The 24,994-nt window shown below is 67.0% G+C and carries 22 protein-coding genes; 10 read left to right on the top strand and 12 right to left on the bottom strand.

The genetic code is table 11. From position 1 onward, the window contains the following. Window positions 1–58: 58 nt before the first annotated feature. Both A9975_RS28120 and A9975_RS28115 read right to left on the bottom strand, forming a co-directional pair. Window positions 59–1,792 carry a hydantoinase B/oxoprolinase family protein gene (locus A9975_RS28120; RefSeq protein ID WP_183035603.1) on the bottom strand — a complete coding sequence of 578 codons (1,734 nt, stop codon included), beginning with the start codon at window positions 1,790–1,792 and terminating at the stop codon, window positions 59–61. Further along, entirely contained in the window at window positions 1,789–3,918 is a 2,130-nt protein-coding gene (locus A9975_RS28115; protein ID WP_183035602.1) for a hydantoinase/oxoprolinase family protein, read from the bottom strand. The genes A9975_RS28120 and A9975_RS28115 overlap by 4 nt, the downstream gene beginning before the upstream one ends. Before the next feature lie 287 nt (window positions 3,919–4,205). Here A9975_RS28115 and A9975_RS28110 point away from each other — a divergent pair, with 287 nt between their 5' ends. The 4 genes from A9975_RS28110 to tdh all read left to right on the top strand — a co-directional run bounded on the left by A9975_RS28110 (window position 4,206) and on the right by tdh (window position 8,581). Further along, window positions 4,206–4,901: a TetR/AcrR family transcriptional regulator gene (locus A9975_RS28110; RefSeq protein WP_183035601.1), complete on the top strand. Its 696-nt coding sequence runs from the start codon at window positions 4,206–4,208 to the stop codon at window positions 4,899–4,901. Between the two features lie 65 nt (window positions 4,902–4,966). Next, window positions 4,967–6,127, top strand: coding sequence for a serine hydrolase (locus A9975_RS28105; RefSeq protein WP_183035600.1), 1,161 nt, complete (start codon window positions 4,967–4,969; stop codon window positions 6,125–6,127). A 127-nt stretch (window positions 6,128–6,254) separates the two neighbouring features. Further along, complete coding sequence (locus A9975_RS28100; protein ID WP_183035599.1) at window positions 6,255–7,457, top strand: glycine C-acetyltransferase; 1,203 nt, start codon at window positions 6,255–6,257, stop codon at window positions 7,455–7,457. 68 nt (window positions 7,458–7,525) lie between these two features. Further along, window positions 7,526–8,581: an L-threonine 3-dehydrogenase gene (gene tdh / locus A9975_RS28095; protein ID WP_183035598.1), complete on the top strand. Its 1,056-nt coding sequence runs from the start codon at window positions 7,526–7,528 to the stop codon at window positions 8,579–8,581. Window positions 8,582–8,675: 94 nt separating this feature from the next. Here the strand turns inward: tdh and A9975_RS28090 are convergent, their stop codons facing one another. After that, window positions 8,676–9,113 carry a universal stress protein gene (locus tag A9975_RS28090; RefSeq protein WP_183035597.1) on the bottom strand — a complete coding sequence of 146 codons (438 nt, stop codon included), beginning with the start codon at window positions 9,111–9,113 and terminating at the stop codon, window positions 8,676–8,678. A 301-nt stretch (window positions 9,114–9,414) separates the two neighbouring features. Here A9975_RS28090 and A9975_RS28085 point away from each other — a divergent pair, with 301 nt between their 5' ends. Continuing rightward, window positions 9,415–10,560 (top strand): Glu/Leu/Phe/Val dehydrogenase, encoded by a 1,146-nt coding sequence (locus A9975_RS28085; RefSeq protein WP_183035596.1) that lies wholly within the window; start codon window positions 9,415–9,417, stop codon window positions 10,558–10,560. A 184-nt stretch (window positions 10,561–10,744) separates the two neighbouring features. On the opposite strand, the gene A9975_RS28080 is transcribed toward A9975_RS28085, so the two are convergent. The 4 genes from A9975_RS28080 to A9975_RS28065 all read right to left on the bottom strand — a co-directional run bounded on the left by A9975_RS28080 (window position 10,745) and on the right by A9975_RS28065 (window position 14,290). After that, window positions 10,745–11,251, bottom strand: coding sequence for an OmpA family protein (locus A9975_RS28080; RefSeq protein ID WP_183035595.1), 507 nt, complete (start codon window positions 11,249–11,251; stop codon window positions 10,745–10,747). A gap of 28 nt (window positions 11,252–11,279) precedes the next feature. Beyond that, window positions 11,280–12,578 (bottom strand): diguanylate cyclase domain-containing protein, encoded by a 1,299-nt coding sequence (locus A9975_RS28075; protein ID WP_183035594.1) that lies wholly within the window; start codon window positions 12,576–12,578, stop codon window positions 11,280–11,282. Further along, window positions 12,575–13,162 (bottom strand): YfiR family protein, encoded by a 588-nt coding sequence (locus A9975_RS28070; protein ID WP_370565658.1) that lies wholly within the window; start codon window positions 13,160–13,162, stop codon window positions 12,575–12,577. The genes A9975_RS28075 and A9975_RS28070 overlap by 4 nt, the downstream gene beginning before the upstream one ends. 171 nt (window positions 13,163–13,333) lie before the next feature. Beyond that, window positions 13,334–14,290 carry a DUF4922 domain-containing protein gene (locus A9975_RS28065; RefSeq protein WP_183035593.1) on the bottom strand — a complete coding sequence of 319 codons (957 nt, stop codon included), beginning with the start codon at window positions 14,288–14,290 and terminating at the stop codon, window positions 13,334–13,336. Window positions 14,291–14,447: 157 nt separating this feature from the next. On the opposite strand from A9975_RS28065, the gene A9975_RS28060 reads away from it, so the two are divergent. After that, window positions 14,448–14,813 carry a hypothetical protein gene (locus A9975_RS28060; protein ID WP_183035592.1) on the top strand — a complete coding sequence of 122 codons (366 nt, stop codon included), beginning with the start codon at window positions 14,448–14,450 and terminating at the stop codon, window positions 14,811–14,813. Between the two features lie 60 nt (window positions 14,814–14,873). On the opposite strand, the gene A9975_RS28055 is transcribed toward A9975_RS28060, so the two are convergent. Then, complete coding sequence (locus A9975_RS28055; RefSeq protein ID WP_043353252.1) at window positions 14,874–15,335, bottom strand: Lrp/AsnC family transcriptional regulator; 462 nt, start codon at window positions 15,333–15,335, stop codon at window positions 14,874–14,876. Between the two features lie 127 nt (window positions 15,336–15,462). On the opposite strand from A9975_RS28055, the gene A9975_RS28050 reads away from it, so the two are divergent. From A9975_RS28050 to A9975_RS28040, 3 genes are all read left to right on the top strand, one after another. After that, entirely contained in the window at window positions 15,463–16,098 is a 636-nt protein-coding gene (locus A9975_RS28050) for a LysE family translocator (RefSeq protein ID WP_183035591.1), read from the top strand. Window positions 16,099–16,395: 297 nt separating this feature from the next. Continuing rightward, on the top strand, window positions 16,396–17,550 hold the full coding sequence (locus A9975_RS28045; protein WP_183035590.1) for a patatin-like phospholipase family protein: 1,155 nt from the start codon (window positions 16,396–16,398) through the stop codon (window positions 17,548–17,550). Between the two features lie 191 nt (window positions 17,551–17,741). Continuing rightward, window positions 17,742–18,542, top strand: coding sequence for an SDR family oxidoreductase (locus A9975_RS28040; RefSeq protein ID WP_183035589.1), 801 nt, complete (start codon window positions 17,742–17,744; stop codon window positions 18,540–18,542). A gap of 112 nt (window positions 18,543–18,654) precedes the next feature. Here the strand turns inward: A9975_RS28040 and A9975_RS28035 are convergent, their stop codons facing one another. Further along, window positions 18,655–19,563 carry a LysR family transcriptional regulator gene (locus tag A9975_RS28035; protein ID WP_183035588.1) on the bottom strand — a complete coding sequence of 303 codons (909 nt, stop codon included), beginning with the start codon at window positions 19,561–19,563 and terminating at the stop codon, window positions 18,655–18,657. A gap of 261 nt (window positions 19,564–19,824) precedes the next feature. Here A9975_RS28035 and A9975_RS28030 point away from each other — a divergent pair, with 261 nt between their 5' ends. Continuing rightward, entirely contained in the window at window positions 19,825–21,381 is a 1,557-nt protein-coding gene (locus A9975_RS28030) for an MFS transporter (protein ID WP_183035587.1), read from the top strand. Between the two features lie 19 nt (window positions 21,382–21,400). On the opposite strand, the gene A9975_RS28025 is transcribed toward A9975_RS28030, so the two are convergent. The 3 genes from A9975_RS28025 to A9975_RS28015 form a co-directional block, all read right to left on the bottom strand. Beyond that, a complete protein-coding gene (locus A9975_RS28025; RefSeq protein ID WP_255503631.1) occupies window positions 21,401–22,396 on the bottom strand; it encodes a tripartite tricarboxylate transporter substrate binding protein in 996 nt (331 codons plus the stop codon). A 36-nt stretch (window positions 22,397–22,432) separates the two neighbouring features. Next, on the bottom strand, window positions 22,433–23,887 hold the full coding sequence (locus tag A9975_RS28020) for an MmgE/PrpD family protein (protein WP_255503630.1): 1,455 nt from the start codon (window positions 23,885–23,887) through the stop codon (window positions 22,433–22,435). Window positions 23,888–23,978: 91 nt separating this feature from the next. Beyond that, the gene (locus tag A9975_RS28015; RefSeq protein WP_183035586.1) at window positions 23,979–24,989 is read right to left on the bottom strand and encodes a tripartite tricarboxylate transporter substrate binding protein; all 1,011 of its coding nucleotides are present in this window, start codon (window positions 24,987–24,989) and stop codon (window positions 23,979–23,981) included. Window positions 24,990–24,994 lie beyond the last annotated feature (5 nt).

The raw sequence follows: 24,994 nt of genomic DNA, 5'->3' as shown, positions 1-24,994 counted from the left end.
TCCTCTTGGGGTGTCTGTGGGTATGCGTAAGCGGACGGCTGCCAGCCGTCCGGAAATACTACGCCGCCTTGGCTAGCAGCTTCGCGCGCAAGGCTGCGGTGGACGCCACATCTATCTCGCCGGTAGCAGGCTCAACCACCACCTTGTAATGCTCGAGCACATAGGCAGCGGTAAGCTTGTGGTTCCATACGTCTTGCCGGATACGCTCGAAGTCACGCGCCAGCGGCTCGCCGAAGCCGCCGCCGCCGGGCTGAATATGTGTCACCACATCGTTGCGCGCGATCGTCATGCCAACTTTGCTCGGCAGGTCCGTGACCTCATCGCCTTGCTGCAGCAGGTTGCGCGCCGGACTGGCTGGGCCGCCACCGGCCAGGCCATAAGGCGAGAACTTCATGCGGTCGGCACGCAGTTGCAGCAGCGCGTTGGGCGCCAGCACGCGATAGCTGCGGCGAATGCCCAGACCGCCGCGGAACTCGCCCGCGCCGCAGGAATCCTCCACCAGCTCGTAGGCTTCCACGCGCACGGGGTGCTGTGCTTCCAGCGTTTCCACCGGCGTGTTCGACAGGTTCTGCGAGGCATTGGTGATGGCCTCGATACCATCGCTGGCGGGACGCGCGCCCCATGCGCCGCAGATCATGTCGACGATGATGTAAGGCTTGTTCTCATCGCTCATGCCGGACAAGCACACCACCGTGTTGCCGCCTTCGCCGGCTGCGGGGATACGGTCCGGTACCACTTGCGCCAGCGCGCCGAGCATCGCATCGAACACGCGGTAGCCCGTCAGCGCGCGCGCCGCCACCGCGCTCGGCGGCAGGGGATTGAGCACGGAGCCTTCCGGCACGCGCACCTCGATGCAGCGGAACACGCCGGCATTGTTCGGCACATCGCCCTTCAACGCGCACCGCACGCTCAGGTAGGTGCAGGACTTGGTGTACGACAGCGTGGAGTTGATGGCGGCGCGCACCTGTGGCGACGAGCCCGTGTAGTCGGCGCTCACGTAGTCCTCATGCACCGTCAGTGCCACCTGGATGGGGATCGGCTCCGGCGACAAGCCATCGTCGTCGATGTAGTCGGTGAAGCGGAAGGTGCCTTTGGGCCATTTGCGGATCTCTTCGCGCGTGAGGCGTTCGGCATAGTCCAGCAACTCGTTCAGGTAGGCACGCGTGTCATCGCGGCCGTAGCGGTCGAACAGCGCGGTGAGTTCGCGCACGCCTACCTGGGTTGCGGCGTACTGCGCCTTCAGGTCACCCAGCACGCGCTCGGGCAGGCGCACGTTCTGCGCGATGATGCGCTCCAGAGTGTCGTTGACCTTGCCGGCCTCATAGAGCTTGAGTACCGGGATGCGCAGCCCTTCCTGGTAGATCTCGGTGGAATCGCTGGCGTTGGAGCCTGGCACGCGGCCGCCCACGTCGGTGTGGTGGCAGATCACCACGCAATAGCCTTCCAGCTCGCCACCGTAGAAGAACGGCACGAACATGAAGATGTCCGGCAGGTGCATGCCGCCCTGGTAGGGGTCGTTGACCACCACCGCGTCGCCCGGATTCAGGTCGTTGCCATAGCGCGCCTGCACCGCCTCCATGGCCTCGGGAATCGCCCCCAGGTGCAGCGCGATGGTCTTGGCCTGCGCCACCATGCGGCCGTGCCGGTCGCAGATCGCGGCCGAGTAGTCCATCACGTCCTTGACGATCTCCGAGCGCGCCGTGCGAATGACCGTGTAGGCCACTTCGTCGACGATGGAGTCCATCGCGTTCTTGACGACCGCGAAGGTCACCGGGTCGAACTGCGTGCTCATGCTGCCTCCTGGGCGATATCGATGATGATGTTGCCGATCTTGTCCGCGCGCGCCGAGGCACCCGGCGGCACGACGATGGTGGTGTCGTACGACTCGATGATGAGCGGGCCCTGACGCGGCGCATCCGTCATGGCCGAGCGCGGGATCAGCAAGGTCTCGCGCGGCGCCTGGTCGCGCCCGAAACTCACCTGGCGCGTGCCGGCTACGCCGGACAGCGCGCTGGCGTCGACCTGGATGGCGTTGAAATCCAGCCGCTGGTCGCTGCGGCCATAGGCGCTCAGGCGCACGTTGACCAGCTCCAGCGGCTCGTCGTTGCGGTAGCCGAAGGTTTGCTGGTACTGGACGCCGAAGTCCTCGATAAGCTGCGCAAGCGCTGCAGCGTCCGGCGCTTTGCCGGCTTCACCGCCGGGCAGCGGGATGGTCAGCTCCGAGCTCTGGCCGAGGTAGCGCAGGTCGATGCCCACCGCCATCTCGACCGCGGCCTCCGGATAGCCTTCCAGCGCGAGGATGGCCAGGCCTTGCTGGCGCAGTTCGTCGATCACCGCACCAATGCCAGCGCCATCGCAATCCGCCAGCGGCCGAAGGATGGCCTTGACGAAGTTATGCTCGGCATCCGCGCACAGCATGCCGGCCGAGCAGAACACGCCCGCCATCACCGGTGCGATCACCCGCTTGATGCCCAGCAGCATGGCCACGTCCACCGCGTGCAGCGGGCCCCCGCCGCCGAATGCAATCATCGTCATGTCACGCGGGTCGCGCCCACGCTCCACCGTCACGGCACGAAGCGCGCGCGCCATGCTCACGTTGGCCACATGGCGGATGCCGTGCGCGGCGGCCAGCGTATCGAGCTTGAGCGGCGCGCCGATATGCGCGTCGATGGCACGGCGCGATTGCTCCGGGTCCACCTTGAGGCTGCCGCCCGCCAGCGATTCGGGATTCAGGTAGCCAAGCACCATGTTGGCGTCGGTCACCGTGGGCCGATCGTTGCCGCGCCCGTAGCACGCGGGACCCGGGTTGGCGCCGGCCGATTCAGGGCCCACGCACAGCAGTCCACCGGCATCCATCCAGGCCAGCGAGCCGCCGCCCGCACCCACCTCCGCGATATCGATGGCCGGTACCTTCAGCACATAGCCCCCGCCTTTGACAAAGCGGCTCGGGGCGCTGATGCCGTCGCGGAACTCGTACTCGGTGGTCAACGACGGCGTGCCGTCGGTGATGATCGACGCCTTGGCCGTTGTGCCGCCCATGTCGAACACGATCAGGTCGCGCCCGCCACCCAGCGCGCCGATCTGCGCTGCGCCCGCCACGCCGCCGGCCGGCCCGGAAGCCACGGCAAACACCGGCTTCTCACTGGCGCTGCCCACGCCCATCATGCCGCCGTTGGACGCCATCACCTGCAGCGACGCCGACACGCCCATGCGGGCCAGGTCATCCTTCAGGCGCCGCAGGTAGGTGCGCATGGCAGGCAGGATGTAGGCATTGACCACGGTGGTGCTGGTGCGTTCGTACTCCTTGATTTCCGGCAGCACATCGCACGATGCGGTCACCAGCAGGCGGGGAAACGCCCGCTCCAGTTGCGCCTTCGCTTCCAGCTCATGCACCGGGTTGATATAGCTGTTGATAAAGCAGATGGCCAGCGCTTCCACGCCCTCTTCCACCAGCCCCCGCGCCACGGTCAGTACCTCGTCCACGTTGAGCGGCACGATGATGTTGCCGCGCGCGTCGATGCGCTCGTTCAGCCCGCGGCGATAGCGACGCGCCGCCAGCGGCTGCGGCTTCTGCCAGCCCAGGTCGAACATGGTGGGGGTGCGGATGCGGCCGATCTCCAGCACGTCGCGAAAGCCCGCTGTGGTCAGCACGCCGGTGCGTGCGCCCACCTTCTGCAGGATGGTGTTGGACGCCGTGGTGGTGCCGTGGACAATTTCCGTGATGTCGCCCGGGGCAATCCCCGCCTGCCCGATCAGCGACTTCAGGCCAGTGACGATGGCCTCGCCCAGGTCGTGCGGCGTGGTCGACGTCTTGTTGACGAATAGCCGCCCGTCCGGCATTGCCAGGACGATGTCCGTGAACGTGCCCCCGATATCGCACCCGACCCGGACGCCCGCATTGCTTCCTGCATGAACCATGTCAACTCCAAGGATGTGAGGCACGGGCGACTTGCGCGTGCCGCGCATTCCGTTGCGCCGGAACGCGCACCGACCGATCTGCTAACTAACTAGTCAGTACAATAGAAGACGGGATTTTGCTTGTCAACCGGGTTTTCACGGAGCACCAGAATGGCGCCAGCGCTTGGCTGGCGGCCTTCTTGCGGTGCGCTTCAGGGGGTGTACACTAACCATCTGGTTAGCGGGTGCACTGGCACGGTGCCGCCCGCCATGCCAATGCCATGACAAATTTATCGAGGAAGATTCGTATGCCAGTGACCGCGAAGACCGTGCGCAAGCCAAAGCCGCGCGATGCCCAGGCCACGCGCGAGAAGATCCTCCAGATGGCGTCGAAGGAATTCGCCGCCAAGGGCTTTGACGGCGCCCGCGTGGACAGCATCGTGGCCCGTAGCAAGATCAGCAAGAACCTGGTCTACCACTACTTCGACAGCAAGGAAGCGCTGTTCATCGAAGTCATGGAGCGCGCCTACGCCGCCATGCGCGAGCGGCAGAACGAACTCGGCCTGACCGGCAAGAGCGCGGTGGACGATATGCGCGCGCTGGTCATGCACACCATCCAGCATTTCATCGAGCAGCCGGAGTTCATCTTGCTGCTCGGCACGGAGAACCTGCACAAGGCGGAACACATCCGCAAATCCAAGGTCATCCCCGCCATGTTCAATCCGCTGAAAAGCGCGCTGGCGGAGATACTGGAACGCGGCAAGGAGCAGGGGGTGTTCAGGCCGGATGCGGACTGGGTGGATCTTTATGTTTCGATTTCCGGGTTGGGATCCTATTTCATTTCGAACCGCTACACGCTGTCCTTTGTGCTTGGCGTGGACCTCGCCGCGCCGGAGCGCGTCGCATCGCGGCTGCAGCATGTGCCCGATATGGTGATGAGCTATCTTTGCAATTTCGGGCAAACGGGAACCGAAGCCACGCATGAGACAGCGTTGGCCACGTAAGTACGCCGGCCTATCGCTGGAAAGCATGCGGCAGGCGCCAACGTATGGCCTGAAGGAGACACTCGTTGCGCTTTCAAATCCCAACTACCTGCCACCTGGCAGCCTGCGCCGCCGCAGCCGTCATCACATTGCCCAGCACCGCGGCTGAGTACTCGCCCGTGGTCTGCGCTGCCCGGCAAGCGTATGCCGGGCGCCCCCTTCATGCGCCACTGGCTGGCTTCGACGCAAGCCTCACCGTGCCGGGCCAGCCTCTGGACGCGGGCACCAGCCAGCGGCTGGACGACGCATTCGCCCTCACCCGCAAAGCCGCCGCCGCCGATGCCATGACCGCTGCCGTTGCCATTGCGGGCGCCGGCCTGTGGCACAAGACCGTCGCGCCCGCAGATGCGCCGCTGCTTTACTGGGCGAGCGCGGGAAAGACGCTCATCGCCGTGGTGGCCATGCAGTTGGTGGAAGAAAAGCGGCTCAACCTCGACGATCCGGTTTCCAGGTGGGTGAAGGATGTGCCCAACGGGCAGGCCGTCACCGTGCGCGACCTTCTGGCCCACACCAGCGGAATATTCAGCGCCAACGAAGATCTTAGGGCACGTGCCAACCCGAGATACCGCACCCCCGATGAAGCGCTCCAGATCGCGCGCACGCACGGCGCCATGTTCTGTCCCGGCAGCTACTGGCGCTATTCGAACACGGGATTCGACCTGCTAGGCGTCATCATCGAAGCCGTGGACGGACAATCCTTCGACCAGGCGATCGCCGCTCGCATTATTTCGCCGCTAGGCCTCAAGTCCATGCATGCGCTCCGGCCCGGCGCGGCCGCACCCGGGATCGCGCCGCTTGCGTCCACCAAGGAAACACCGATTGAGCCAGGCTGGCCGGGTGCCGCCGGCCCCATTGCCGCCGACGCGGCCGACATGGCGCGCTTCTGGGCCGCCTTGCTCGGCGGCCAGTTGCTGGCGCCGGCCAGCGTGAACGCGATGTTCGCGACGCTCTACCCCATGTTCGATACCGGCACTTTCTACGGACTGGGCGTGATGGTCTTCGACATCGCCAACGGGGACCGACAGGATCTCTGGCTGGGCCACGCCGGCGGCACGCCCGGGGCCAGCGCCCTAGTCTTCTACTCGCCGGCGGACAAGGCCGTGGTTGCCGTCGCGCTGACGGGCGACGGGCCCGCGGCGGCGGTCGCGAACTACCTGCTGAAACAAATGCGCCCCGCGCGGCGGTGACGCGCGGCATATGCCTCGCGCCCGGCCCGCTTTCGCCATACCATGAAGACTGGAACGCAACGCGGATGCGGCAGCGCAACAAGACGGCTGCCCACCGCGCCACCAACCTCCAGCCAGGGGACTACCCATGCGCGACCGCTATCTCTCCCACCTGCGCGACACCTTAAGCACCATCCGCGCCGACGGCTTCCACAAATCCGAGCGCGTCATCGCCAGCCCGCAGGCGGCCGACATCCGGCTGGCGGGCGGCGAGCACGTACTGAACTTCTGCGCCAACAACTACCTGGGCCTGGCAGATGACCACCGCCTGATCGAAGCCGCCCGGCGCGGCCTGGAGCAAGACGGTTTCGGCATGGCCTCGGTCCGCTTCATCTGCGGCACCCAGTCCGTGCACAAGACGCTCGAAGCCGTACTCGCCAAGTTCCTGCACACCGGCGACAGCATCCTCTACTCCAGTTGCTTCGACGCCAACGGCGGCCTGTTCGAGACCTTGCTCGACGACCAGGACGCCGTCATCAGCGACGAGCTCAACCACGCCAGCATCATCGACGGCGTGCGCCTGTGCAAGGCCAGGCGCTACCGCTACCGCAACAACGACATGGCCGACCTGGAGGCCCGGCTGCAGGAGGCGGATGCCGCCGGCGCGCGCTTCAAGCTGATCGCCACCGACGGCGTGTTCTCGATGGACGGCATCATCGCGGACCTCAAATCCATCTGCGACCTGGCGGACCGCTACGGGGCGCTGGTGATGGTCGACGATTCGCATGCGGTGGGTTTCGTCGGCGAGCACGGGCGTGGCACGCCGGAGCTGTGTGGCGTGGAGGGCCGCGTGGATATCATCACCGGCACGCTGGGCAAGGCGCTGGGCGGCGCCTCCGGTGGCTATGTGGCGGCGCACCGGGAAATTGTGGAGCTGCTGCGGCAGCGCTCGCGGCCTTATCTTTTTTCCAACTCGCTGGCGCCGAGCATCTGCGCCGCCACGCTGAAAGTGCTGGAGTTGCTGGCCAGCGAAGAAGGCGCGGCATTGCGCGCGCGCGTGCGGGAGAACGGCGAGCATTTCCGCCGCGAGATGACGGCGCTGGGATTTACGCTGGTGCCGGGCCAGCATCCCATCATCCCGGTGATGCTGGGCGATGCCGCGCTGGCTTCCGGCATGGCGGATGCGTTGCTGGCAGAGCATGTGTACGTAGTGGGTTTCTCCTTCCCCGTGGTGCCCAAGGGCCGGGCAAGGATCCGCACGCAGATGAGCGCAGCGCATACGGCCGAGCAGATCGAGCGGGCCGTGGCCGCGTTTGCCAAGGTAGGCCGCAAGTTCGGCGCCATCGCCTGAGCGTCACTCAAGCGGCACTCAAGTGTCACCCAAGCGCTTCATCCACGCTGCAAGCAGGAGGCTCCCCCATGAAAGCCCTCGCCAAACTCGAACGCGCGCCCGGCCTGACGCTGACCGACGTCCCCGAGCCGGAAGTCGGCCACAACGATGTGATGATCCGCATCCGGCAGACGGCCATCTGCGGCACCGACATCCATATCTGGAAATGGGACGAGTGGGCGCAGAACACCATTCCCGTGCCGATGCAGGTGGGGCACGAGTACGTTGGCGAGATCGTCGCCATCGGGCAGGAAGTGCGCGGGCTGGCCATTGGCGACCGCGTTTCCGGCGAGGGGCACATCACCTGCGGCTTCTGCCGCAACTGCCGCGCCGGGCGCCGCCACCTGTGCCGCAACTCGGTAGGCGTGGGCGTGAACCGCGCCGGCGCCTTTGCCGAGTACCTGGTGATTCCGGCCTTCAACGCGTTCCGCATTCCCGACGACATCCCGGACGAGATCGCCGCCATCTTCGACCCCTTTGGCAACGCGACGCACACCGCGCTGTCCTTCAACCTGGTGGGCGAGGACGTGCTGATCACCGGCGCCGGCCCCATCGGCATCATGGCCGCCGCCATCGCTCGGCATGTGGGCGCGCGCAATGTGGTGATCACCGACGTCAACGAATACCGGCTCGCGCTGGCACGCAAAATGGGCGCCACGCGCGCCGTCAACGTGCAGCATGAAACCCTGAAAGACGTGGCTGCCGAATTGCACATGACGGAAGGCTTCGACGTGGGCATGGAAATGTCCGGTGTGCCGACCGCCTTTGCGACCATGCTCGAGCACATGAACCACGGCGGCAAGATTGCCATGCTCGGCATACCGCCATCGAAGATGGCGATAGACTGGAACCAGGTGATTTTCAAGGGGCTGGAGATCAAGGGCATCTACGGCCGCGAGATGTTCGAGACCTGGTACAAGATGGTTGCCATGCTGCAAAGCGGGCTGGACCTGACGCCGATGATCACGCATCGCTTCAGCGTGGGCGACTTCGAGGCCGGCTTTGCCGCCATGCTGTCGGGCAACAGCGGCAAGGTGGTGCTGGACTGGACGCAGCCGGACAAGGCGCCCGCTGCCGCGAGCTAGAAGCGCATGCTGGTGGCGCATGCATGCCTTGCCCGGACGCTGCCTCGCCGCAGGTGGCTGGCGCCGCACAACGCAAGGCGCTTGCGATAAGCCGCTAGCGATACACCAGCACAGGGATAGTGCTATGCGTCAGTACCTTATTGGTTTCGCTGCCGATCAACACGCCCTGCAAGCCGCGCCGCCCGTGCGAGGCCATCACGATCAGGTCGCACTCCCTTTCCTGGGCGGCCTGGATAATGGCCTCATAGGGATGGTCATGTATGACGCAAAGGGTCTCGCAAGTCACGTCCGCCGCCTCGGCTTCGGCGGCCAGGGTTTTCAGGTAGTCCGCCGAACTGCGGGTGGCTTCCTGCACAAATCGCCTACGGGTGTCGGCAAGCAACTCCACCTGGTAGGTGTAGACATGGAAGTCCGGGATCACCCGGATCACCGTGACCCGGGCCCGCGCCTCGCGGGCGAACACCAGGGCCTTGCGGAAAGCGGCTTCGGACAGGGGCGAGCCGTCGACGGGCAGCAGCAGATGCTGGAACATGGTGCCCTCCTGGCACGCGAAGGGCGCAGGCCACCGCACAGGTTCCCTCTCACGCTTCGCTCGGGTTGAGGATTACCTCGCTCCAAGTATAGGTGTGCCGGTGCCGCACACACGCCGCACACACGCCGCGCGCGCCCTTCATCTCCCCGCGATTTGCCGGTAAGATCCAGCACCGGTTGCCGCGCCACGACGCGGCGCCCAGCGTTTACCCGAGGCCGGGCAGCCACACAATGGCAGCCCGGCCTTATCGAGGCGGCAGCCCCCGACGGCTGCCGTTGCAACTGCACCGCCTTGCAACCCAATGCGGTGCACACGGAAAGCGAAGGTATCCCTTTGCGCTCCCAATCTTCATGGAGAAGACGCTTTGACTGAACGCATCAACGCAGAGGCCGCCGGCCGCCTGTTCGGCACTGGCGAAGGCCCATCCCACGAGCGCGTCACGCTCGCCACCGATCCCGAGTCCGGCCTGCAGGCCATCATCGCCATCTACAGCACCAGCCTTGGCCCCGCGTTTGGCGGCTGCCGCTACTGGGCCTATCCCGCCGAGAGCGATGCCCTGACCGACGCCCTGCGCCTGTCGCAAGGCATGGCCTACAAGAATGCGCTGGCCGACCTGCCCTTCGGCGGCGGCAAGGCCGTGATCCTGCGCACCCCGGCGCAAACCGATCGCACCAAGCTGTTCCGCGCCTTCGGCCGCATGGTCGAATCGCTGGGTGGCCGCTACATCACCGCCGAAGACGTCGGCACCACGGTGGAAGACATGGTCGCCGCCCGCACGCAGACCCGCTACATCAGCGGCATGCCGCGCGAGGGCACCTTCGGCGGCAACCCGTCGCCCAAGACCGCTTATGGCGTGTTCGTCGGCATCGAGGCCGCCGTGCGCTACGTGCTGGACCATAACAGCCTGCAAGGCGTGTCCGTTGCCGTGCAGGGCCTTGGCTCGGTGGGTTGGGACCTGTGCCGCCAGCTGCACGCGGCCGGCGCGCGGCTGATCGTGGCCGATATCCACGGTGCCAAGGCAGAGCAGGCGCGCGAGCAATTCGGCGCCCAGGTGGTCTCCACCACCGCCATCACCAGCGTGGCCGCCGATGTGTTCGCGCCCTGCGCGCTCGGCGCGGTGATCACCCCGGCGGTAGCCGAGGGCTGCCAGTTCAAGATCGTCGCGGGCGGCGCCAATAACCAGCTCGCGTCGCTGGACGAGGGCGACACGCTGCAACGCCGCGGCATCTTCTATGCGCCGGACTTCCTGATCAACGCGGGCGGCATCATCAGCTGCGCCCGCGAGTACCTGGGCGGCGCCGAGGAGGCGGCGGTGCTGGCCGAAGTGGCGCGGATCCGCGAGCGCGTGTTCGCGCTGGCCCAACGTGTGGACAAGAGCGGGCTGGCGCCCGCGCGCGCGGCGGTCAACTGGGCACAGGAGAAACTGGCGCAGGGCGCCCAGCCTTAAGAGGCCATTTCAAAAGGATTCTGGCGTCGTTGCGCGGCCTTGGCCGTACCTCTTGTGCTGTCTGCGGCCGCGCGCCTGGCCAGAACCGCTTCGCTTCATGTTGAAACAGTCAGCCTCTAAGGAAACACCCCGCCGGCCGGGAAATGAAAGACGCCGGAGCGCGGCGATGACTGGGCCGCCATGACTATTCAATCGTGATCACGATGGCCACGCGCCGGTTCTCCGCGCGGCCCGTGGCGGTGCGGTTGTCCGCCACCGGTTTGCTCATGCCCAGTCCGCGCACCTGGATGTTCTCCACCTGGAACCCCGTGGTGGCGAGCACCTTCGCCACCGCCTCCGCGCGCCGGACCGACAGCTGCTGGTTGTAGTCGGCCGAGCCGGAGTCGTCCGTATGCCCGTCCAGGCGTACATGATCGATACCCGCGCCCGATAACGCCAGGCCGATCCGCTGCACCGTCCCTTGCAGGTCTGCGCCGATCACGTCCTCGTTCAGGCCGAACAGCACCTTCTCGGACAGGCCAAGCTCCCAGCCGTTTTCAGTGAGCTGGAACCCTTGCGACTGCAACGCATCGACTTGCGCGGGCGTGAGCTTCGGGTCCGGCACCGTCTGGCAGGCAGCAAGCGCAAGGGTGATGGCGATCATGGCGGCAGCAATGCCACGGCTGCCTGCGGCTCGCAAGTTCGATAGCATGGAAGAGGCTCCTATTCTCGTTCTTGTTTCATTTTTCGTTGTCTTCGCATTCGGACACCGAGGCGGGCCCGGCACTCGCCAGCTGCGGCTCCGCGCTCTCCCAGCCGCCTCCCGACCTGCGCTTGGCCCGGTACATGGCCTCGTCCGCCGTGTGCATCAAGGTGGCGGCAGTCTGGGCATGAAGCGGAAACACGGACAACCCGATGCTCAGCGAGGCCCCGATGCTGGTGCCGCTCGACAGCCGCACCGGATCCTTCATGCGAAGCAGGATATGCTCCGCGACCTGAACGATGTCGGCAGGCTTGCGCAGCGAGGTGAGCAGTACCGCAAACTCATCGCCGCCGAGCCTGGCAACCAGGTCGCCCTCGCGCACGCAGGAACGGATGCGCCGGGCAATGTCGGACAACACCTCGTCCCCGGCGGCATGGCCAAAGTTGTCGTTGATCTCCTTGAACGCGTCGCTGTCCAGGTAGAGCACGCCCGCATATCCCCTGGAGGTGCCGGCGAAGCGCACGGCCCGATGCAGCGCATCCTCGAACGCCGCCCGATTGAGCAGGCCGGTCAGGCTGTCGTGGCTGGCGCGGTGCGCCAGCGACCTGTTCTCGTGCTGGAGCTGGTTCTGCCAGGTCTCCAGTTCATCGAGCAGGCCGTTGAAATCCTCCCCGAGCGCGTTGAGCTCGGCAATATGCGCTGGCGGTGTGCGCTGGTCGAATGCGCGCTCCGAGCGCACGGCATGGGCCACGCGCATGAGGTTGCGCACCGGCTCGATGATGTGGACCAGCATGCGGCTCGACATGTAGTGCGCGCTGACCGCGGTGAGCAGCAGGCAAGCCAGCAGCCCCAGCAGCCCGCTGAGCACAAAGCGCAAGAGGTTGCCGGTGTCGGCGGTCAGGCGGACGGTGCCCACCGCCTGCGTTTCATGCAGGATCTCCTGCTCCACCGGGCCGAGCGCTATCACGCGGCTGGCCAGGCGCTGCAGGCCGGGAAACCGCTCGCCGGCCGGGCGCTGCCACTCGGCCAGCAGGTGGTTGTCCTTGTCATAGACGCGGGCCTGGGCCACCTCCGTCGCGGCGATTGCCACCAGCGCCTCGTTGGCGGCCGCCTGGTCGCGGAACACCACCGGCGCTTCCAGCGTGTACGCCACGGAGCGGGCAACCAGGTGCAGGTTGTGGTCGGCATAGACGCGCAGCGCGGCCAGCCCGAGCGCGGTCAGCGAGATGCCCGCCGTGCACACGGCGATCAACGCCACGCTGAGATGCATGCGGCGCAGCGTGTTGTACAGCGTCGGACGCGATCTCGCCGCGTCGGGCCGCAATGGCAGCTTCATGGCGATGGCCCCCGGCGGCGGCCAAGCTGCAATACGGCCGGATGGATATGGATGCCGCTGCGGGCAACGGAATCCAGGTTGACGCGGAACGAGACGTGGCCATCGACCACGTTGAGGCAGAACATGCTGCCGATCTCGCACTCGTAGTCTTCTTCCGTGATGACAAGGACCGGGCGCCCGATCAGTTCCGTCGACAGTTTCTTGCGCCGGGCATCCGTCATGGGCCCGAGGTAGACGGAATCGCAGCCCGCGGTGGACACGCCATCCTGCAGGTCGATGCGCCTGGATTGCACGGAGCGGCCAGTTGCCAGGACGCCGCCCTCCGCAAGCTTGGCACCGTAGCGAGCCGAGCCGTCCACGCACAGGCGCAGGACTTCCCGCTCGGTTGGCCAGCGCGCATAGCCAAGCAGGCTGAACACCACCCGCGCCACCGCCTCGGAACGCGGGGGGGCCGTGTCCGCAGCGGTGCCCTGCGACTGCGCGCAGAGGATGGCGGCGAGGAGGGCCGGCAGCAAGCGCGGCAGGCGCGAATGCTTGCGGCCGTGGCTCGGACTGGCTGGGGCGGTAGCCGTTTGAAGAGGCAAGTGGTGAGGCCTACCAAGTGGTGCAATTGGGGAACGTCGCGGCGCACAACAAGCGATGCGATCTGACCTGGCTAGCACGATCAAGCGCGGATTGCGGCCCGGCGCGAACGCCACCGGACAACCTTGCTAGCCCAAACCCATTAACGGCGCTCCTGCTTTTATATTTACCCCTTATTTCCGGCCCATCGATGCCTGTGACGACAAAGGCGGGCCGGTGACCTGCCGCAGCATCGCCATGGGGCCGAGCCGCTCGATGGCATGCATCTGTGCCTCGTTCCGCACAAAAAACGATCCTGCAAACCCGAGCGTATTGACCGAGATGCCCTCGACGGACTCCGCTGACCTGGGCACGAGCAGCATCCCAAGCGGCGTGACAAGCAGGTTGTATGGCGTGCACGCCTGCGACTCTCCATCCACATCGATCACCCGCACGCCAGCCGCGGCCAGCAGCGCGCGATAGCGCGCAAGTGCGGTACGCGCCAGATCCGGCCCGCGTGCCGCCGGCAAAGCCAGCGGCGCGAATGCATGCGAAAACGCCAACCCCGGCACTGTGCCGACGGCGCCATCGATGCGCGCGGCCGCAAGCAGCGGCGCGATGGGCAACGCCGGGCCTTCGCTGGCAAGCGGCAGCGGCACCAGTTGCAGGTGCTTGTGGCGCTGGCTTGCGCCGGCCGCCGCGCCGCCGTTATAGAAGCCAAGGCCGTCGAACTCGGCCATGCAGGCCAGCAGTGCCTCGAAGTCCGCCAGGTTGAGCAGCGCGTCCTGCGGCTCGAAGCGGCGGGTAACAATCAGCAGGTGATGGTCCAGGACGTTGAACTTGTTCAGCAGCGCAAGATGGGTCTCGGAGATATCGGCGACAAACAGGTCCGGGTCGTAGGGAAGGAACGGGTCGGCGCCCGCCTGGCTGCCGGGAGCGGCGTTGTCATTCTGGCGCGCGTGGCCCTGGTCCCTGTGGCGGTCCTTGCGCGCAAGGCTGGAAACCTGGCGCACCAGGAAGCGCACGCCGCCATCGTCGATGCCCACCTGGAAGGTCTCGATCGGACGCAACGCGCCGCATTGCAAGGCGTGCTCCGTCTGGCGCAGGATGGCCGGCCACAGCGTGCCGGGCTGGAGAGATCGATGTGGCATGGTCTGGCCCAAGGGGTGAATGACTATAGCCGGGGGAGTCTGATCGATCTTATCCCTCGCAGGCAGGGCAGGCTGGAAGTGACACAGCCTTTATTACAATGCGTGGGAGCCACCTTGGAAACGGACGACACCACAGTGGACATCACAGAGGACACCAATGAGCAACGCGGAACAACGGCAGGCACCGGGCAAGCGCTGGCCCCTGCCCGCTCGCATTTACCTGCTGGGCGCCGTGATTCTCGCTGCAGGCTGGATCGCAGGCGTCCTGATCTACCTGTTGGCCGCGAGCGGCGAGGCCGGCGACCTGGCCTACGGCCCCGGGTGGCAGCGGCAATATGATTTCCAGCTCGAACGTATCGGCGGCAAGGCGGCGGTCCTGGCGGCCGAGTTCTCGCAGTGGTTTTCGGATCTGTGGCACGGGCGGCAACTGGCCTTCACCGTGGCGATCCTGTGCACGGGTATCGCGCTGCTGTGCTTCTTGGTTGCGCGTGAGCTGTCCCTGGCCGCGAACCGCGACGACTAAGCGGGATGCGGCGCCAAGCCTTGCAACGTCATCGCGTCATCGCGTCATAGGGTCATCGGGTCATAGCAACGGCAAGCCGGCATTGCGCTTGACCTCGCCCAGGGACAGCATGGATTCCACCGCCGTCACGCCGGGCAATGTGCGCAGCACATCCCGCATGAAGATGCCGTAATCCTCCAGGTCCCGCGCAACCACCAGTAGCAGGTAATCGGCGCTGCCCGAGACGTTATGGCAGGACACGATGCGCGGGATTGCCTGGATCTCGCGCTCGAAGCGGTCGGAAAGCTCACGGCTGTGCACGCCAAAGCGGACCTGCGTGAACGCCATCAGGCCAAGCCCCAGGGCCTGGCGAGACAGCACCGCGCGATAGGCCTCGATATAGCCGTCGGCCTCCAGCCGCTTGAGCCGGCGCGCGCACGGTGTCTCGCTCAGCCCCACGGATTCCGCCACGCTGGCGTTGGTGGCGCGTCCGTCCGCCTGCAGCGCCATCAGGATGGCGCGATCGGTTTTGTCGAGATCCAAAGATAAGCCTCCAATCAATCAGCTATAATTAGCGGATTCCACCAAATTATATGGGTTTTCCCCATAAAATCGCCAGAATTCCCTCCACCCCCTGGGTCATGATGTTGCCCTCGTCACCGCATGCATCATGGTCTCCCTACATTTGCTCCTTACCTTCATCGGCGCCCTGGCCGTGGTCTACGCCTTGCCCGGGCCGGACATGGCACTGGTGCTGCAAACCAGCACCGGCCGGGGCGTCCGCCACGGCCTGGCCACCGTCGCCGGACTGGCCATGGCACGCGCCGCGCATGTCACGCTCTCGGCATGCGGCGTGGCCGCGCTGCTGCGCGCGGCGCCCTGGCTCTACCAGGGCATCCGCGTCGCGGGCGGCCTTTACCTGGCCTATGTGGCCGTCCAGATCTTCCGTAGCCCGGCCTTCGGGATGCACGCCGGCACCGGCACGGCAGCATCGCCGGTGCGGCTGCGCGCCTCCGTTGCCAAGGGCGCGCTCAGCAGCATCCTGAATCCCAAGGCCCTGCTCTTTTGTTCCGTGCTGTTGCCGCAGTTCGTGGATCCGCATGGCGCGCCGGTGTGGTCGCAGGTGCTTGAGCTCGGCGTGGTGCTGGTGCTGACCGGCGTGGCCTTCGACCTGGCATGCGTGTTCGGCGCGCTGCGCCTGACCGGCTGGCTACGCCGGAGCCCGCGCGCGCAGACGGTCCAGCGCTGGTCCTTCTCGGCCGCGCTGCTGGCCTTTGCCGCGCGGATCTCCTTCGAGCAAGGCTAAGCGCAGGACGACTGGACCTACACGCGTGTGACGCCTTTTGCCCACCGGCAACACGGTTCTGGCAACACCAGCGCGAGGTGCTAGCCTTACTAAGCGGCCAGGCACCCTGAGCGCGATCCCTTGTTCCTGGAAACCAGCGTGCCCGGCATCTTTGACCAGACCGTGGTGAACCGGCATGGCAGCGCTATGCACGGCAAGTCGCGTCCTGGCGAGACCACGTTCCAGGTCCGGCGCCCGCCCATGCCGCGAACACCGGCAAACGCGGCCGCCCCCTGACAACCCGGGAGCCGGAACACCATGGATAGCAAGACGCGACCCGCCGCAGCCCCGACCGACGCGCCTGGCGCGGCCAGTCGGCCCATCGATCAGCAAGTGGTGTTCGTCCTGCAGGGCGGAGGCGCGCTGGGCGCCTTCCAGGCCGGCGTCTACCAGGCGCTGCACGAGGCAGGGGTCGAACCCGACTGGGCCATCGGAACCTCCATCGGCGCCATCAACGCCTCGATCGTGGCTGGCAACCGGCCTGCGGATCGCTTGCCGCGCCTGCGGCAGTTCTGGGAGCAGGTGGGCCGCCACGGGCCGCTCGAACTAGCCCGCTTGCTCTCGGGCGGCGACAGCACGATGTCGAACCTTGCCACCCTCACCCAGGGCATCCCCGGCTTCTTCACGCCCAACCCGGCTGCCTGGTTCGGCACCCGCGTGCCGCTCGGGGTGGAGCGCGCCGGCTTTTATTCGGTCTCGCCACTGCGCGACACCCTGCTCTCGCTGGTGGATTTCGCTTACCTTGGCGAGAAACACACGCGGCTCACCGTCGGCATGGTCAATGTCCGCAGCGGCAGGATGTGCTACTACACCAACCGGGACACCGCGCTGAGCGTGGAGCATCTGCTGGCATCCGCGGCGCTGCCGCCGGGCTTCCCGGCGATCCGGATCGACGGCGAAGCATTTTGGGACGGCGGCATCTGCTCCAACACGCCGATCGAAGCCGTGCTCGACGACTACCCGCGCCGCAGCTCCGTGATCTTCGCCGTGCAGCTGTGGCCCCTGCAAGGCCCGGAGCCCGACACCATCTGGGAAGCCATGGGACGGCAGCGGGATATCCAGTACTCAAGCCGCGCCGAGACCCAGCTGGAGCACCAGCGGCAATTGCATCGGCTGCGGCATGTGATCCGCGAACTGGCCAAGCACATTCCCCAGGCGGAGCGCAGCACGCCCGCGGTCGAGGCGTTGCTGGGCTGGGGCTGCCATACCACCATGCATGTGGTCGAGCTCAATGCGCCGTCGTTCAGCGGCGAAGACCTGACCAAGGATATCGACTTCAGCGCCGCCGGCATCGACGCGCGCTGGAACGCCGGCTATGTCCGCGGCAAGCAGGCCATCGCAGCCGCGCCCTGGCGCGGCGCGCTCGATCCGATCGAGGGCATCGCGGTGCATGTGGCGCTGACACCGGCATAGGGGCGTTGACGCCGCGCTGGCACGACGTCCCGGGATTGGGCGCTCACCAGCAAGGCTGGCGCGGGCGCGCTAAGATGGCACCCCTGTTGTCTCACCGGCCTGACGGCCGCCCCGCCACGCACGGGGATCCGCCATCGATTGATCGACCGATCGACGCCCGCGCGCTCCCTGACCAGCCAGGACACATCACCATGGATCTCGAACTTCGCAATCAACGCGTGCTCATCACCGGCGGCAGCCGCGGCATTGGCCTGGCCTGCGCCGCCGGCTTCCTGCGCGAGGGTGCGCGCGTAGCCATCGTTTCGCGCAGCGCCGAGAACCTGGCCAAGGCCTGCGCCAGCCTGGCCGAAGGCGAAGGCGAATACGCCAAGGACGTGGTCGCGGTATCCGCCGACCTGACCGATATCGCCGCGGCCGCGCGCGCGGTGGAGGAGGCAGTGGCAGCGCTTGGCGCCATCGACATCCTGGTGACCTCCGCCGGCGCGGCCAAGCGCCGCCCGCCGGACGAGCTGACCCCGCAGCTGTGGCAGGACGCGATGGCCGCCAAGTACTTCAGCTACATCAACGTGATCGACCCCGTGGTCAAGCGCATGGCGCAGCAGGGGCGTGGCGCCATCGTCAATATCGTGGGCATGGGCGGCAAGCTGGCCAACCCCGCCCACCTGGCGGGCGGCGCGGCCAACGCGGCGCTGATGCTGGCCAGCGCCGGCCTGGCCAACGCCTACGGCAAGCAGGGGGTGCGCGTGAACGCGGTCAACCCGTCGGCCACGCACACCGAACGCCTGCAGCAAGGCATGGAAGTGGATGCGCGCATCGGCGGCACGACCGTGGAGCAGGCATTGGCACGCGCCAACGCGCGTACCGGCCTGGGCCGACTGGCCACGCCGGAGGAGGTGGCGGACGCCGTGCTGTTTCTCGCTTCGCCCCGCGCCAGCTATATTTCGGGCGCCATCCTGTCGGTCGATGGCGCCACCACGCCCATGGTGGTCTGACGCCGCTGAACGCTACCGTACAGACGCGCCCCGCCACGTGTGCGATTGTCAGGCCACAGTCTGCGCAAGGAGCGTGTCATGAACAGCATCGTCTGGTTGGTAGGCGCGGTGGTCATTGTCCTGTTTGTACTCGGCTTTTTCGGCCTGAGGTAACCGCGGGCCGCGACACCAGTTCGATATAGCGTCGAATGGTCGCGGCCTTCTCGTACTGGCGCGACATCAGCGACAGATACGACGTCACCTCCAGGCCCGCGATATCCCGGTAGACAAGGCTGGGCAGGCTGATGTGGCCGGCCACGGCGTTGGGGACAATCGCCACACCTTCGCCCAGCGACACCAGCGTCAGCACCGCCACCAGCCCGCCCGGCTGCGGGCCCAGCCTGGGCACGAAGCCGCCCTGCTCGGCGGTGGACAACGTGCCCGATACCTGTTCGGGAAGAATGAATGTCTCCGCCTTGAGATGCGCGGGCTGGATCTCGGCCAGGCCGCACAGCCATGAGTCGCTGTGCAGCGCGAGGATAAACCCTTCCGGCGCCAGCGGCAGCGCGTCCACGCCCTCGGGCAGGTTCATCGGGGAGCGGATATAGGCGATGTCGACCTGCCCATCCCTGACCTGCTCGGGCAGCGAGCCCATGGGCGCCTCGCGCACCAGCAGCTGCACATCGGGGCAGGCCTTGCGGAATGCCGCGACCTGCCGCTGGAGCACGCCCGAGTAGGCCGCCGAGGCGACATAGCCCACATGGATCTTGCCCGTCTCGCCACGCGCCTCGCGCTGCGCGCGCAGTTGCGCTGCCTCGAACTGCGCCACCACGGCTTGCGCCTCCGCCAGCAGTACCTCGCCGGCCGGCGTCAACGCCACCGAGCGCTGGTTGCGCTCGAACAGGCGAATGCCAAGGCTGGCTTCCATCTCCTGGATCTGGCGGGTCAGCGTCGGCGTGGAAATGCCGAGCCGCGCGGCGGCGCGGGTGAAGTGCAAGTCCTGGGCTACCGCGATGAAGTAGCGAAAGTGGCGCAGTTCCATCGGTTTGCTGTTTTACCTTCCAAGTGCTTTCTGATTTGCTTTCTGATTATTAGCTGCAAGGCAACAAAATAGCACGGCCGGCGCAACAACGCGCGGCCCTGCCCGCCGTATCCTAGCCCGCATCTCATCAAGGAATGCGACAGGAAGCGACGACATGCGGCACAAGACGAATCGGCACCCACGGCCTGCCGGGCACAGCACATCCAGATTTATTTCATTTCAGGCAATATCGCCGGCGGGGCAGTATGGGCGGGAGCCGGCATGAGCGGCATGAACTCGCGCGCCGCGCTGCTGACCGCCTCGGGCGCCTGCGCGCTGATCGTCCTGGACACCAACATCGTGGCTGTCACGCTGCCGCGTATCGCGAGCGACCTGCATGCCACGTTCTCCGATATCGAGTGGGTGGTCAGCGCCTACATGCTGACCTTTGCCGGCGGCCTGCTGCCCGCGGGCAGCCTGGCCGACAAGTTCGGCCGCAAGCGCATGCTGCTGACCGGCCTGGCGGTCTTCATGCTGGCCTCGCTGGGCTGCGGCCTGGCGGGGAGTAGCCTGGCGCTGAACCTGGCGCGCGCCGTCAAGGGCGTGGGCGCGGCCATGCTGCTGACCTCCGCGCTGGCGACCATCGCGCACGCCTTTCACGATGAGCGCGAGCGCGCCCGGGCGTGGGCCTTCTGGGGCGCGTGCATGGGTGTGGCCATGCTGGTAGCCCCCGGCCTTGGCGGCGTGATCAGCCAGGCGTTGGGATGGCGCTGGGTGTTCCTGCTGAACCTGCCGGTCGGCATCCTGCTGGGTGCCATGGTGCTGCGGCATATCGCGGAGTCGCGCGACACGGGCGCGGCGCGCATCGACCTGTGGGGCGGGCTATGCTTTTGCGGCAGCCTGTGCCTGATGATCTGGGCCCTGATCGAGGCCAACCGCATTGGCTGGGGCGAACCCCACACCCAGATGCGGCTGGCCGGCGGGGCCGTGCTCTTCGCGCTGTTTATCGGCGTGGAGCGCATCCAGCGCCGGCCCATGGTGGACCTCACGCTGTTGCGCAATCCGCGCCTGATCGGCGCCTTGCTCGGCATGGCCGCCTATGCCGCCTGCGCCCAGGTGATGATGACCTTGATCCCGCTATACCTGCAGACGGGCCTCGGGTTCTCGGCGATCGCCTCAGGCGCCGCCATGCTGCCGTTTGCGCTGACCATGCTGATCTTTCCGCGCATCGGCGTGCGGCTGTCGGGACGGCTGGACGCACCGTCGATGCTGGTGTTCGGGCTCGTGCTGGTCGGCCTCGGCAACCTGCTCAGCGCGTGGGCAGCCGTCACCATGTCCTACCTGCCTTTCGCGCTGGCCATTGCCGTCACCGGCAGCGGCGCGGGGCTGCTCAACGGCGATACGCAGAAGAACATCATGGCCTGCATGCCGCGCGAGCGCTCCGGCATGGCGTCCGGCATCAGCACCACCACGCGGTTCAGCGCGATCGTGCTGTCCTTCGGCTTGCTCGGCGGCCTGCTCGCCTACCGTACCCAGGCCGCGTTCGACACGGCGCTGCATGCGCATGAGGAAAGCTCGGGGATAGTGCCCGGCCTGGCCGCGCACATCATCCCGCGCGTGGTGGCCGGCGACCTGCACGGCGCGATGGCCGATGTGCAAGCACCGCTGCGCAGCGTGCTGGAGCCGCTTGCGCGCACTGCCTTCGCGGATGGCTTCGCCTGGATTCTTTGCGTGGCCGCCGGGGTTGCGCTGCTCAGCGCCGTCCTGGTGCGCCTGCTGATGAAAGACGAATCGCCAGCGCGCCAGCCAGTGCGTGTGGAAGTGCCGGCGCGCCGCTAAAGCGCGCCGTGCCAACCACTCAATCGATCGTCATGTGCGCGTCGTGCACGATCTTGCCAAGGCGCTGCTTCTCGTCCTGCACAAAACGCGTGAACTCCACCCGCGTGCCCGACACGGGGCGGTAGCCATAGGTCTCGAGCTGCGCGCGCAGGCCAGCATCGCCCTGGAACGCGGCCTGCGTGGCCTGCGCGATGCGGTCCAGGATCGGCGCCGGCGTGCCCTTGGGCGCATAGATGCCGCCCCAGTGCTCCATGCGGATGCCTGCGAAACCTTGCTCCGCCGTGGTGGGCACGTCCGGCAACGCCTGCGCGCGCTTGTCGTCGGTCACCGCCAGCGCGCGCAGCTTGCCGCCGCGCAGGAAGCCAAGCACGCCAACCGGGGCTTCGGACGCCAGGTCGATCTGGCCGCCGATGACCGCGTTAAGCGTTTCCGAGCCGCTCTTGTAGTGCACCAATGTCACTGGCACGCCGAGCGCGGTCTCCACCATCTCCGCCACGAAATGCCCGGTGCTGCCGGCGCCGGCCGTGCCGAACGTGATGCCGCCCTTGGCCTTGCCGTAGGCCTGCAGCGCCTTCAGGTCCTTGATATCCTTGCGCGAGACACCGGCGCCCACCACCATGACCGACGGCGCCGCATTGGTGCTGACCACAGGCACGAGGTCGCTGTCGGCGTAGGGCATCTTCGCACGCAACAGCGCGTTGGCGACCGCACCATTGCCGGCGATCAGCAGCGTATAGCCATCGGGCGCGCTTTTGGCGACAAATTCGGCGCCGATGATGCCGCCGGCACCCGCCTTGTTGTCCACGATCACGGTCTGGCCCAGCTGCCGGCCAAGCGCCTGCGCGATCAGCCGCGTGGTGATGTCGCCCGGGCCGCCGGCCGAGAATGGCAGCACCAGGCGGATCGGCCTGTCCGGCCAGTGCGCCTGGGCAACTGCCGACAGGCTGGATAGGGCCAGCATCGCGCATGCTGCCATCCTGGCCAGCACGGCACGCCGGGGGAATCGTTGGGTCATGTCTCACTCCTGGTGTTCTTTGTTGTCGGCAGGCACTCAGTCGAACGCGCAACCCACCGGTGGCGCAAGCAGGGCGAGCAAGTCGCGCACGTCGTCGAGCTGCTCAAGATCCCGCACCATGCGCTCGATGGCTTGCTGCCGCTCCGGTGCAATCAGCCCATCCGTCAGGGCCCTGTACTTCGCGGCCACTTCGTCGCTCGATTGCGGCGCTTCGATGGCGCGCGATGCCGTGCGATTGACCTCGATGCGCTGAGCGTCGGTGAAGGTCACGGCCAGACGCACGCGCCCGCGTGCCCGTTGCCCACCTGCGTCGAAGGCGGGGTCGTGGCGCACGGCGATACGCGGCAGCAACGCCCAGATGTCGTCGGCATCGATGCGCGCCGGCGCGAACTGCGGCACCAGCGCCGCGCCGTCCAGCACCGCCACCGCAAGCGCGTAGCCGATGTTCATCTGCGCGCCGATTGGCGTCAGCGGCCGCTGCGGCACCCACCAGCCATGGTGATAGACGGCATGCGACACATCCACCTCGATGGCGGCGATCTCCCCTGCCTTGAGCGTGCGCTGCGCGCCCACGTCGAACAGCGCATCGAGCGGCGCGTGGATGCCACCCATGGCCGCGTAGGGCTTGATGACGATGCGCTCGACTTCCCAACGCTCGCCCAGGCCATCGGTGATCTGCGAGGCGTCCGGCGCATGCCCTTCGCCGAACGTCGAGAGAAAGCCGCCGTACTCGCGCTCGAACACGCGCTTGATGCCGGTGTAGCCGCCCGCCGCCAGCACCGCCGCGTAGAGCCCGTTGCGCGCGGCGAAGCCGTGGTGCATGCGCTTGCACATGGCCTCGTACTGCGCCGCCATCAGCCCGGCCGACTGCGTGCCGGCCAACCCCAGCGCATCCTCAAAACGCGCGGCATCGAGCCCCAGCAGCTTGCCCACCGCTGCGGCGGCCGCGTGCGTGCCGAACACCGATCCCGAATGCCAGCCGCGCGACAACATCTGCGCACCGTGCAGAGCCATGCCCACACGCGGGCCCACCTCATAGCCCGCCATGGCCGCTTCCAGGAAGCGCCGCCCGCTGACGCGGCTCTCGCCTTCGGATGCTGCCCACAGCGCGGGCAGCACGAGCGAGGCGCTGTGCAGCGGCCCGAGCGGATGGTAGTCGTCGAGCTCAAACCCCTGGATAAAGGTGCCATTGAGCAGCGCGGCGCCCGGCGCGCTGGTGCGCGCCCCCCAGCCGACGATGGTCCGGTCCCCCTGCCCCTCCATCTGGCGGACGATGTTGGCAGCGGTGCGCGACCACGGCAACTGTGCACCGACGATGGCACAGCCGATGCCGTCCAGCGTGAGCGCCTTGGCGCGCTCGCGCGCGGTGGCGCTGGCTTGCTCCAGCCGGAAGGCGGCCAGCCATTGGGCGAGCCTGCCGGTGGGCCCGTCGGGATCGGTTGGCGGCATGGGTGTGGAGCGCTGATTCTGGTCCTGATCCTGGTTTTGCATGGTGTGTCTGTCTATGTGGCGTTACGTGAGGCTACGAGGAGCTACGTGGAGCTACGTGGAGAATGGCGCAGTCGGCCGGCAGTCGGCCCCCTTACTCGAATGGATACTGCTTGACCAGCGCCCCCAGGCGCTCGCTTTCCTGGCGTACCTGCGCGGCAAACTCGGCCGGCGAATTCACCACCAGCTCGGCGCCCGCGGCGGCGACGGTCCGTTGCACTTCCGGATCCTTCACGGCCTCGCGCAGCGCGGCGACAATGCCCTGCGTGATCGCCGCCGGGGTGCCCTTGGGCGCGAACAGGCCATACCACGTGACCGACTGGAACTGCGGGTAACCGGCCTCGGCCGTGGTAGGCACATCAGGCAGCGCGGCGGCGCGCTTGCGCCCCTGCGTGGCAAGGATCTTCAGCGTGCCCGCCTTGTAGTGCGGCAGCGCGGCAGTGATGCCGGTGAACGCCAGGTTGACATTGTTGGCGATCAGGTCCGTGACGATGGCGCCAGTGCCACGGTAGTTGACGATAATGAGGTTGGGCAAGCCAGCCTCCGCCGCCAGTTGCTTGCCGGAGATGCGCGCGAGACTTTCGCCGGTGCCAAGCGAACAGGTCTTGGCTACGGTCTTGCAGTACTGCACGAGTTCCGCGAACGTCTTCACGGGCAGCTTGGCGCTGGCCACCACCGCGGCGGGCGACTGCGAAATCGCCGTGATGGGGTCGAGCCGCGCCAACGGGTCGATGCCCTTGAGCCCGGGCGTGTACCTGGTGACCACGATAGCCGGCACCTGCAGCAGCACGGTGTAGCCATCGGGCTTCGCCTCCATCACGCGCCGCGTGCCAATCAGGCCGTCGGCGCCGGGCAGGTTCTCCACCACCACCGGCTGGCCCCAGAGCACGCCAAGCGACTTGGACACCGCGCGTGCGGTGGCGTCGGTACCGCCGCCGGCGCTATAGGGGACTACCAGTGTGACAGGACGGTCCGGGCGCCATGCGCCGGGGCTGGCGGTAAGGCTGGCGGCGGAGGCTAGCGTGGCGGCCGACAGCAGTGCCGCGCCGATGGCGAGCGGGCCGACGGCTCGGCGCCTGGTTCGTGGTTGGATCAGGGATGGCATGTTGT

It is taken from the genome of Cupriavidus sp. UME77, from assembly GCF_014170355.1.
GTDB lineage: Bacteria > Pseudomonadota > Gammaproteobacteria > Burkholderiales > Burkholderiaceae > Cupriavidus > Cupriavidus basilensis.
The sequence above is the reverse complement of the archived record's forward strand: the minus strand, read 5'-3'. Positions and strand labels throughout refer to the sequence as shown.

Coding starts and splice junctions, on each gene's coding strand:
- A9975_RS28120 (WP_183035603.1), bottom strand. CDS start 1,792: ATGAGCACGCAGTTCGACCCGGTGACCTTCGCGGTCGTCAAGAACGCG.
- A9975_RS28115 (WP_183035602.1), bottom strand. CDS start 3,918: ATGGTTCATGCAGGAAGCAATGCGGGCGTCCGGGTCGGGTGCGATATC.
- A9975_RS28110 (WP_183035601.1), top strand. CDS start 4,206: ATGCCAGTGACCGCGAAGACCGTGCGCAAGCCAAAGCCGCGCGATGCC.
- A9975_RS28100 (WP_183035599.1), top strand. CDS start 6,255: ATGCGCGACCGCTATCTCTCCCACCTGCGCGACACCTTAAGCACCATC.
- tdh (WP_183035598.1), top strand. CDS start 7,526: ATGAAAGCCCTCGCCAAACTCGAACGCGCGCCCGGCCTGACGCTGACC.
- A9975_RS28090 (WP_183035597.1), bottom strand. CDS start 9,113: ATGTTCCAGCATCTGCTGCTGCCCGTCGACGGCTCGCCCCTGTCCGAA.
- A9975_RS28085 (WP_183035596.1), top strand. CDS start 9,415: ATGCGGTGCACACGGAAAGCGAAGGTATCCCTTTGCGCTCCCAATCTT.
- A9975_RS28080 (WP_183035595.1), bottom strand. CDS start 11,251: ATGCTATCGAACTTGCGAGCCGCAGGCAGCCGTGGCATTGCTGCCGCC.
- A9975_RS28075 (WP_183035594.1), bottom strand. CDS start 12,578: ATGAAGCTGCCATTGCGGCCCGACGCGGCGAGATCGCGTCCGACGCTG.
- A9975_RS28065 (WP_183035593.1), bottom strand. CDS start 14,290: ATGCCACATCGATCTCTCCAGCCCGGCACGCTGTGGCCGGCCATCCTG.
- A9975_RS28060 (WP_183035592.1), top strand. CDS start 14,448: ATGAGCAACGCGGAACAACGGCAGGCACCGGGCAAGCGCTGGCCCCTG.
- A9975_RS28050 (WP_183035591.1), top strand. CDS start 15,463: ATGGTCTCCCTACATTTGCTCCTTACCTTCATCGGCGCCCTGGCCGTG.
- A9975_RS28045 (WP_183035590.1), top strand. CDS start 16,396: ATGGATAGCAAGACGCGACCCGCCGCAGCCCCGACCGACGCGCCTGGC.
- A9975_RS28040 (WP_183035589.1), top strand. CDS start 17,742: ATGGATCTCGAACTTCGCAATCAACGCGTGCTCATCACCGGCGGCAGC.
- A9975_RS28035 (WP_183035588.1), bottom strand. CDS start 19,563: ATGGAACTGCGCCACTTTCGCTACTTCATCGCGGTAGCCCAGGACTTG.
- A9975_RS28030 (WP_183035587.1), top strand. CDS start 19,825: ATGAGCGGCATGAACTCGCGCGCCGCGCTGCTGACCGCCTCGGGCGCC.
- A9975_RS28025 (WP_255503631.1), bottom strand. CDS start 22,396: ATGACCCAACGATTCCCCCGGCGTGCCGTGCTGGCCAGGATGGCAGCA.
- A9975_RS28020 (WP_255503630.1), bottom strand. CDS start 23,887: ATGCAAAACCAGGATCAGGACCAGAATCAGCGCTCCACACCCATGCCG.
- A9975_RS28015 (WP_183035586.1), bottom strand. CDS start 24,989: ATGCCATCCCTGATCCAACCACGAACCAGGCGCCGAGCCGTCGGCCCG.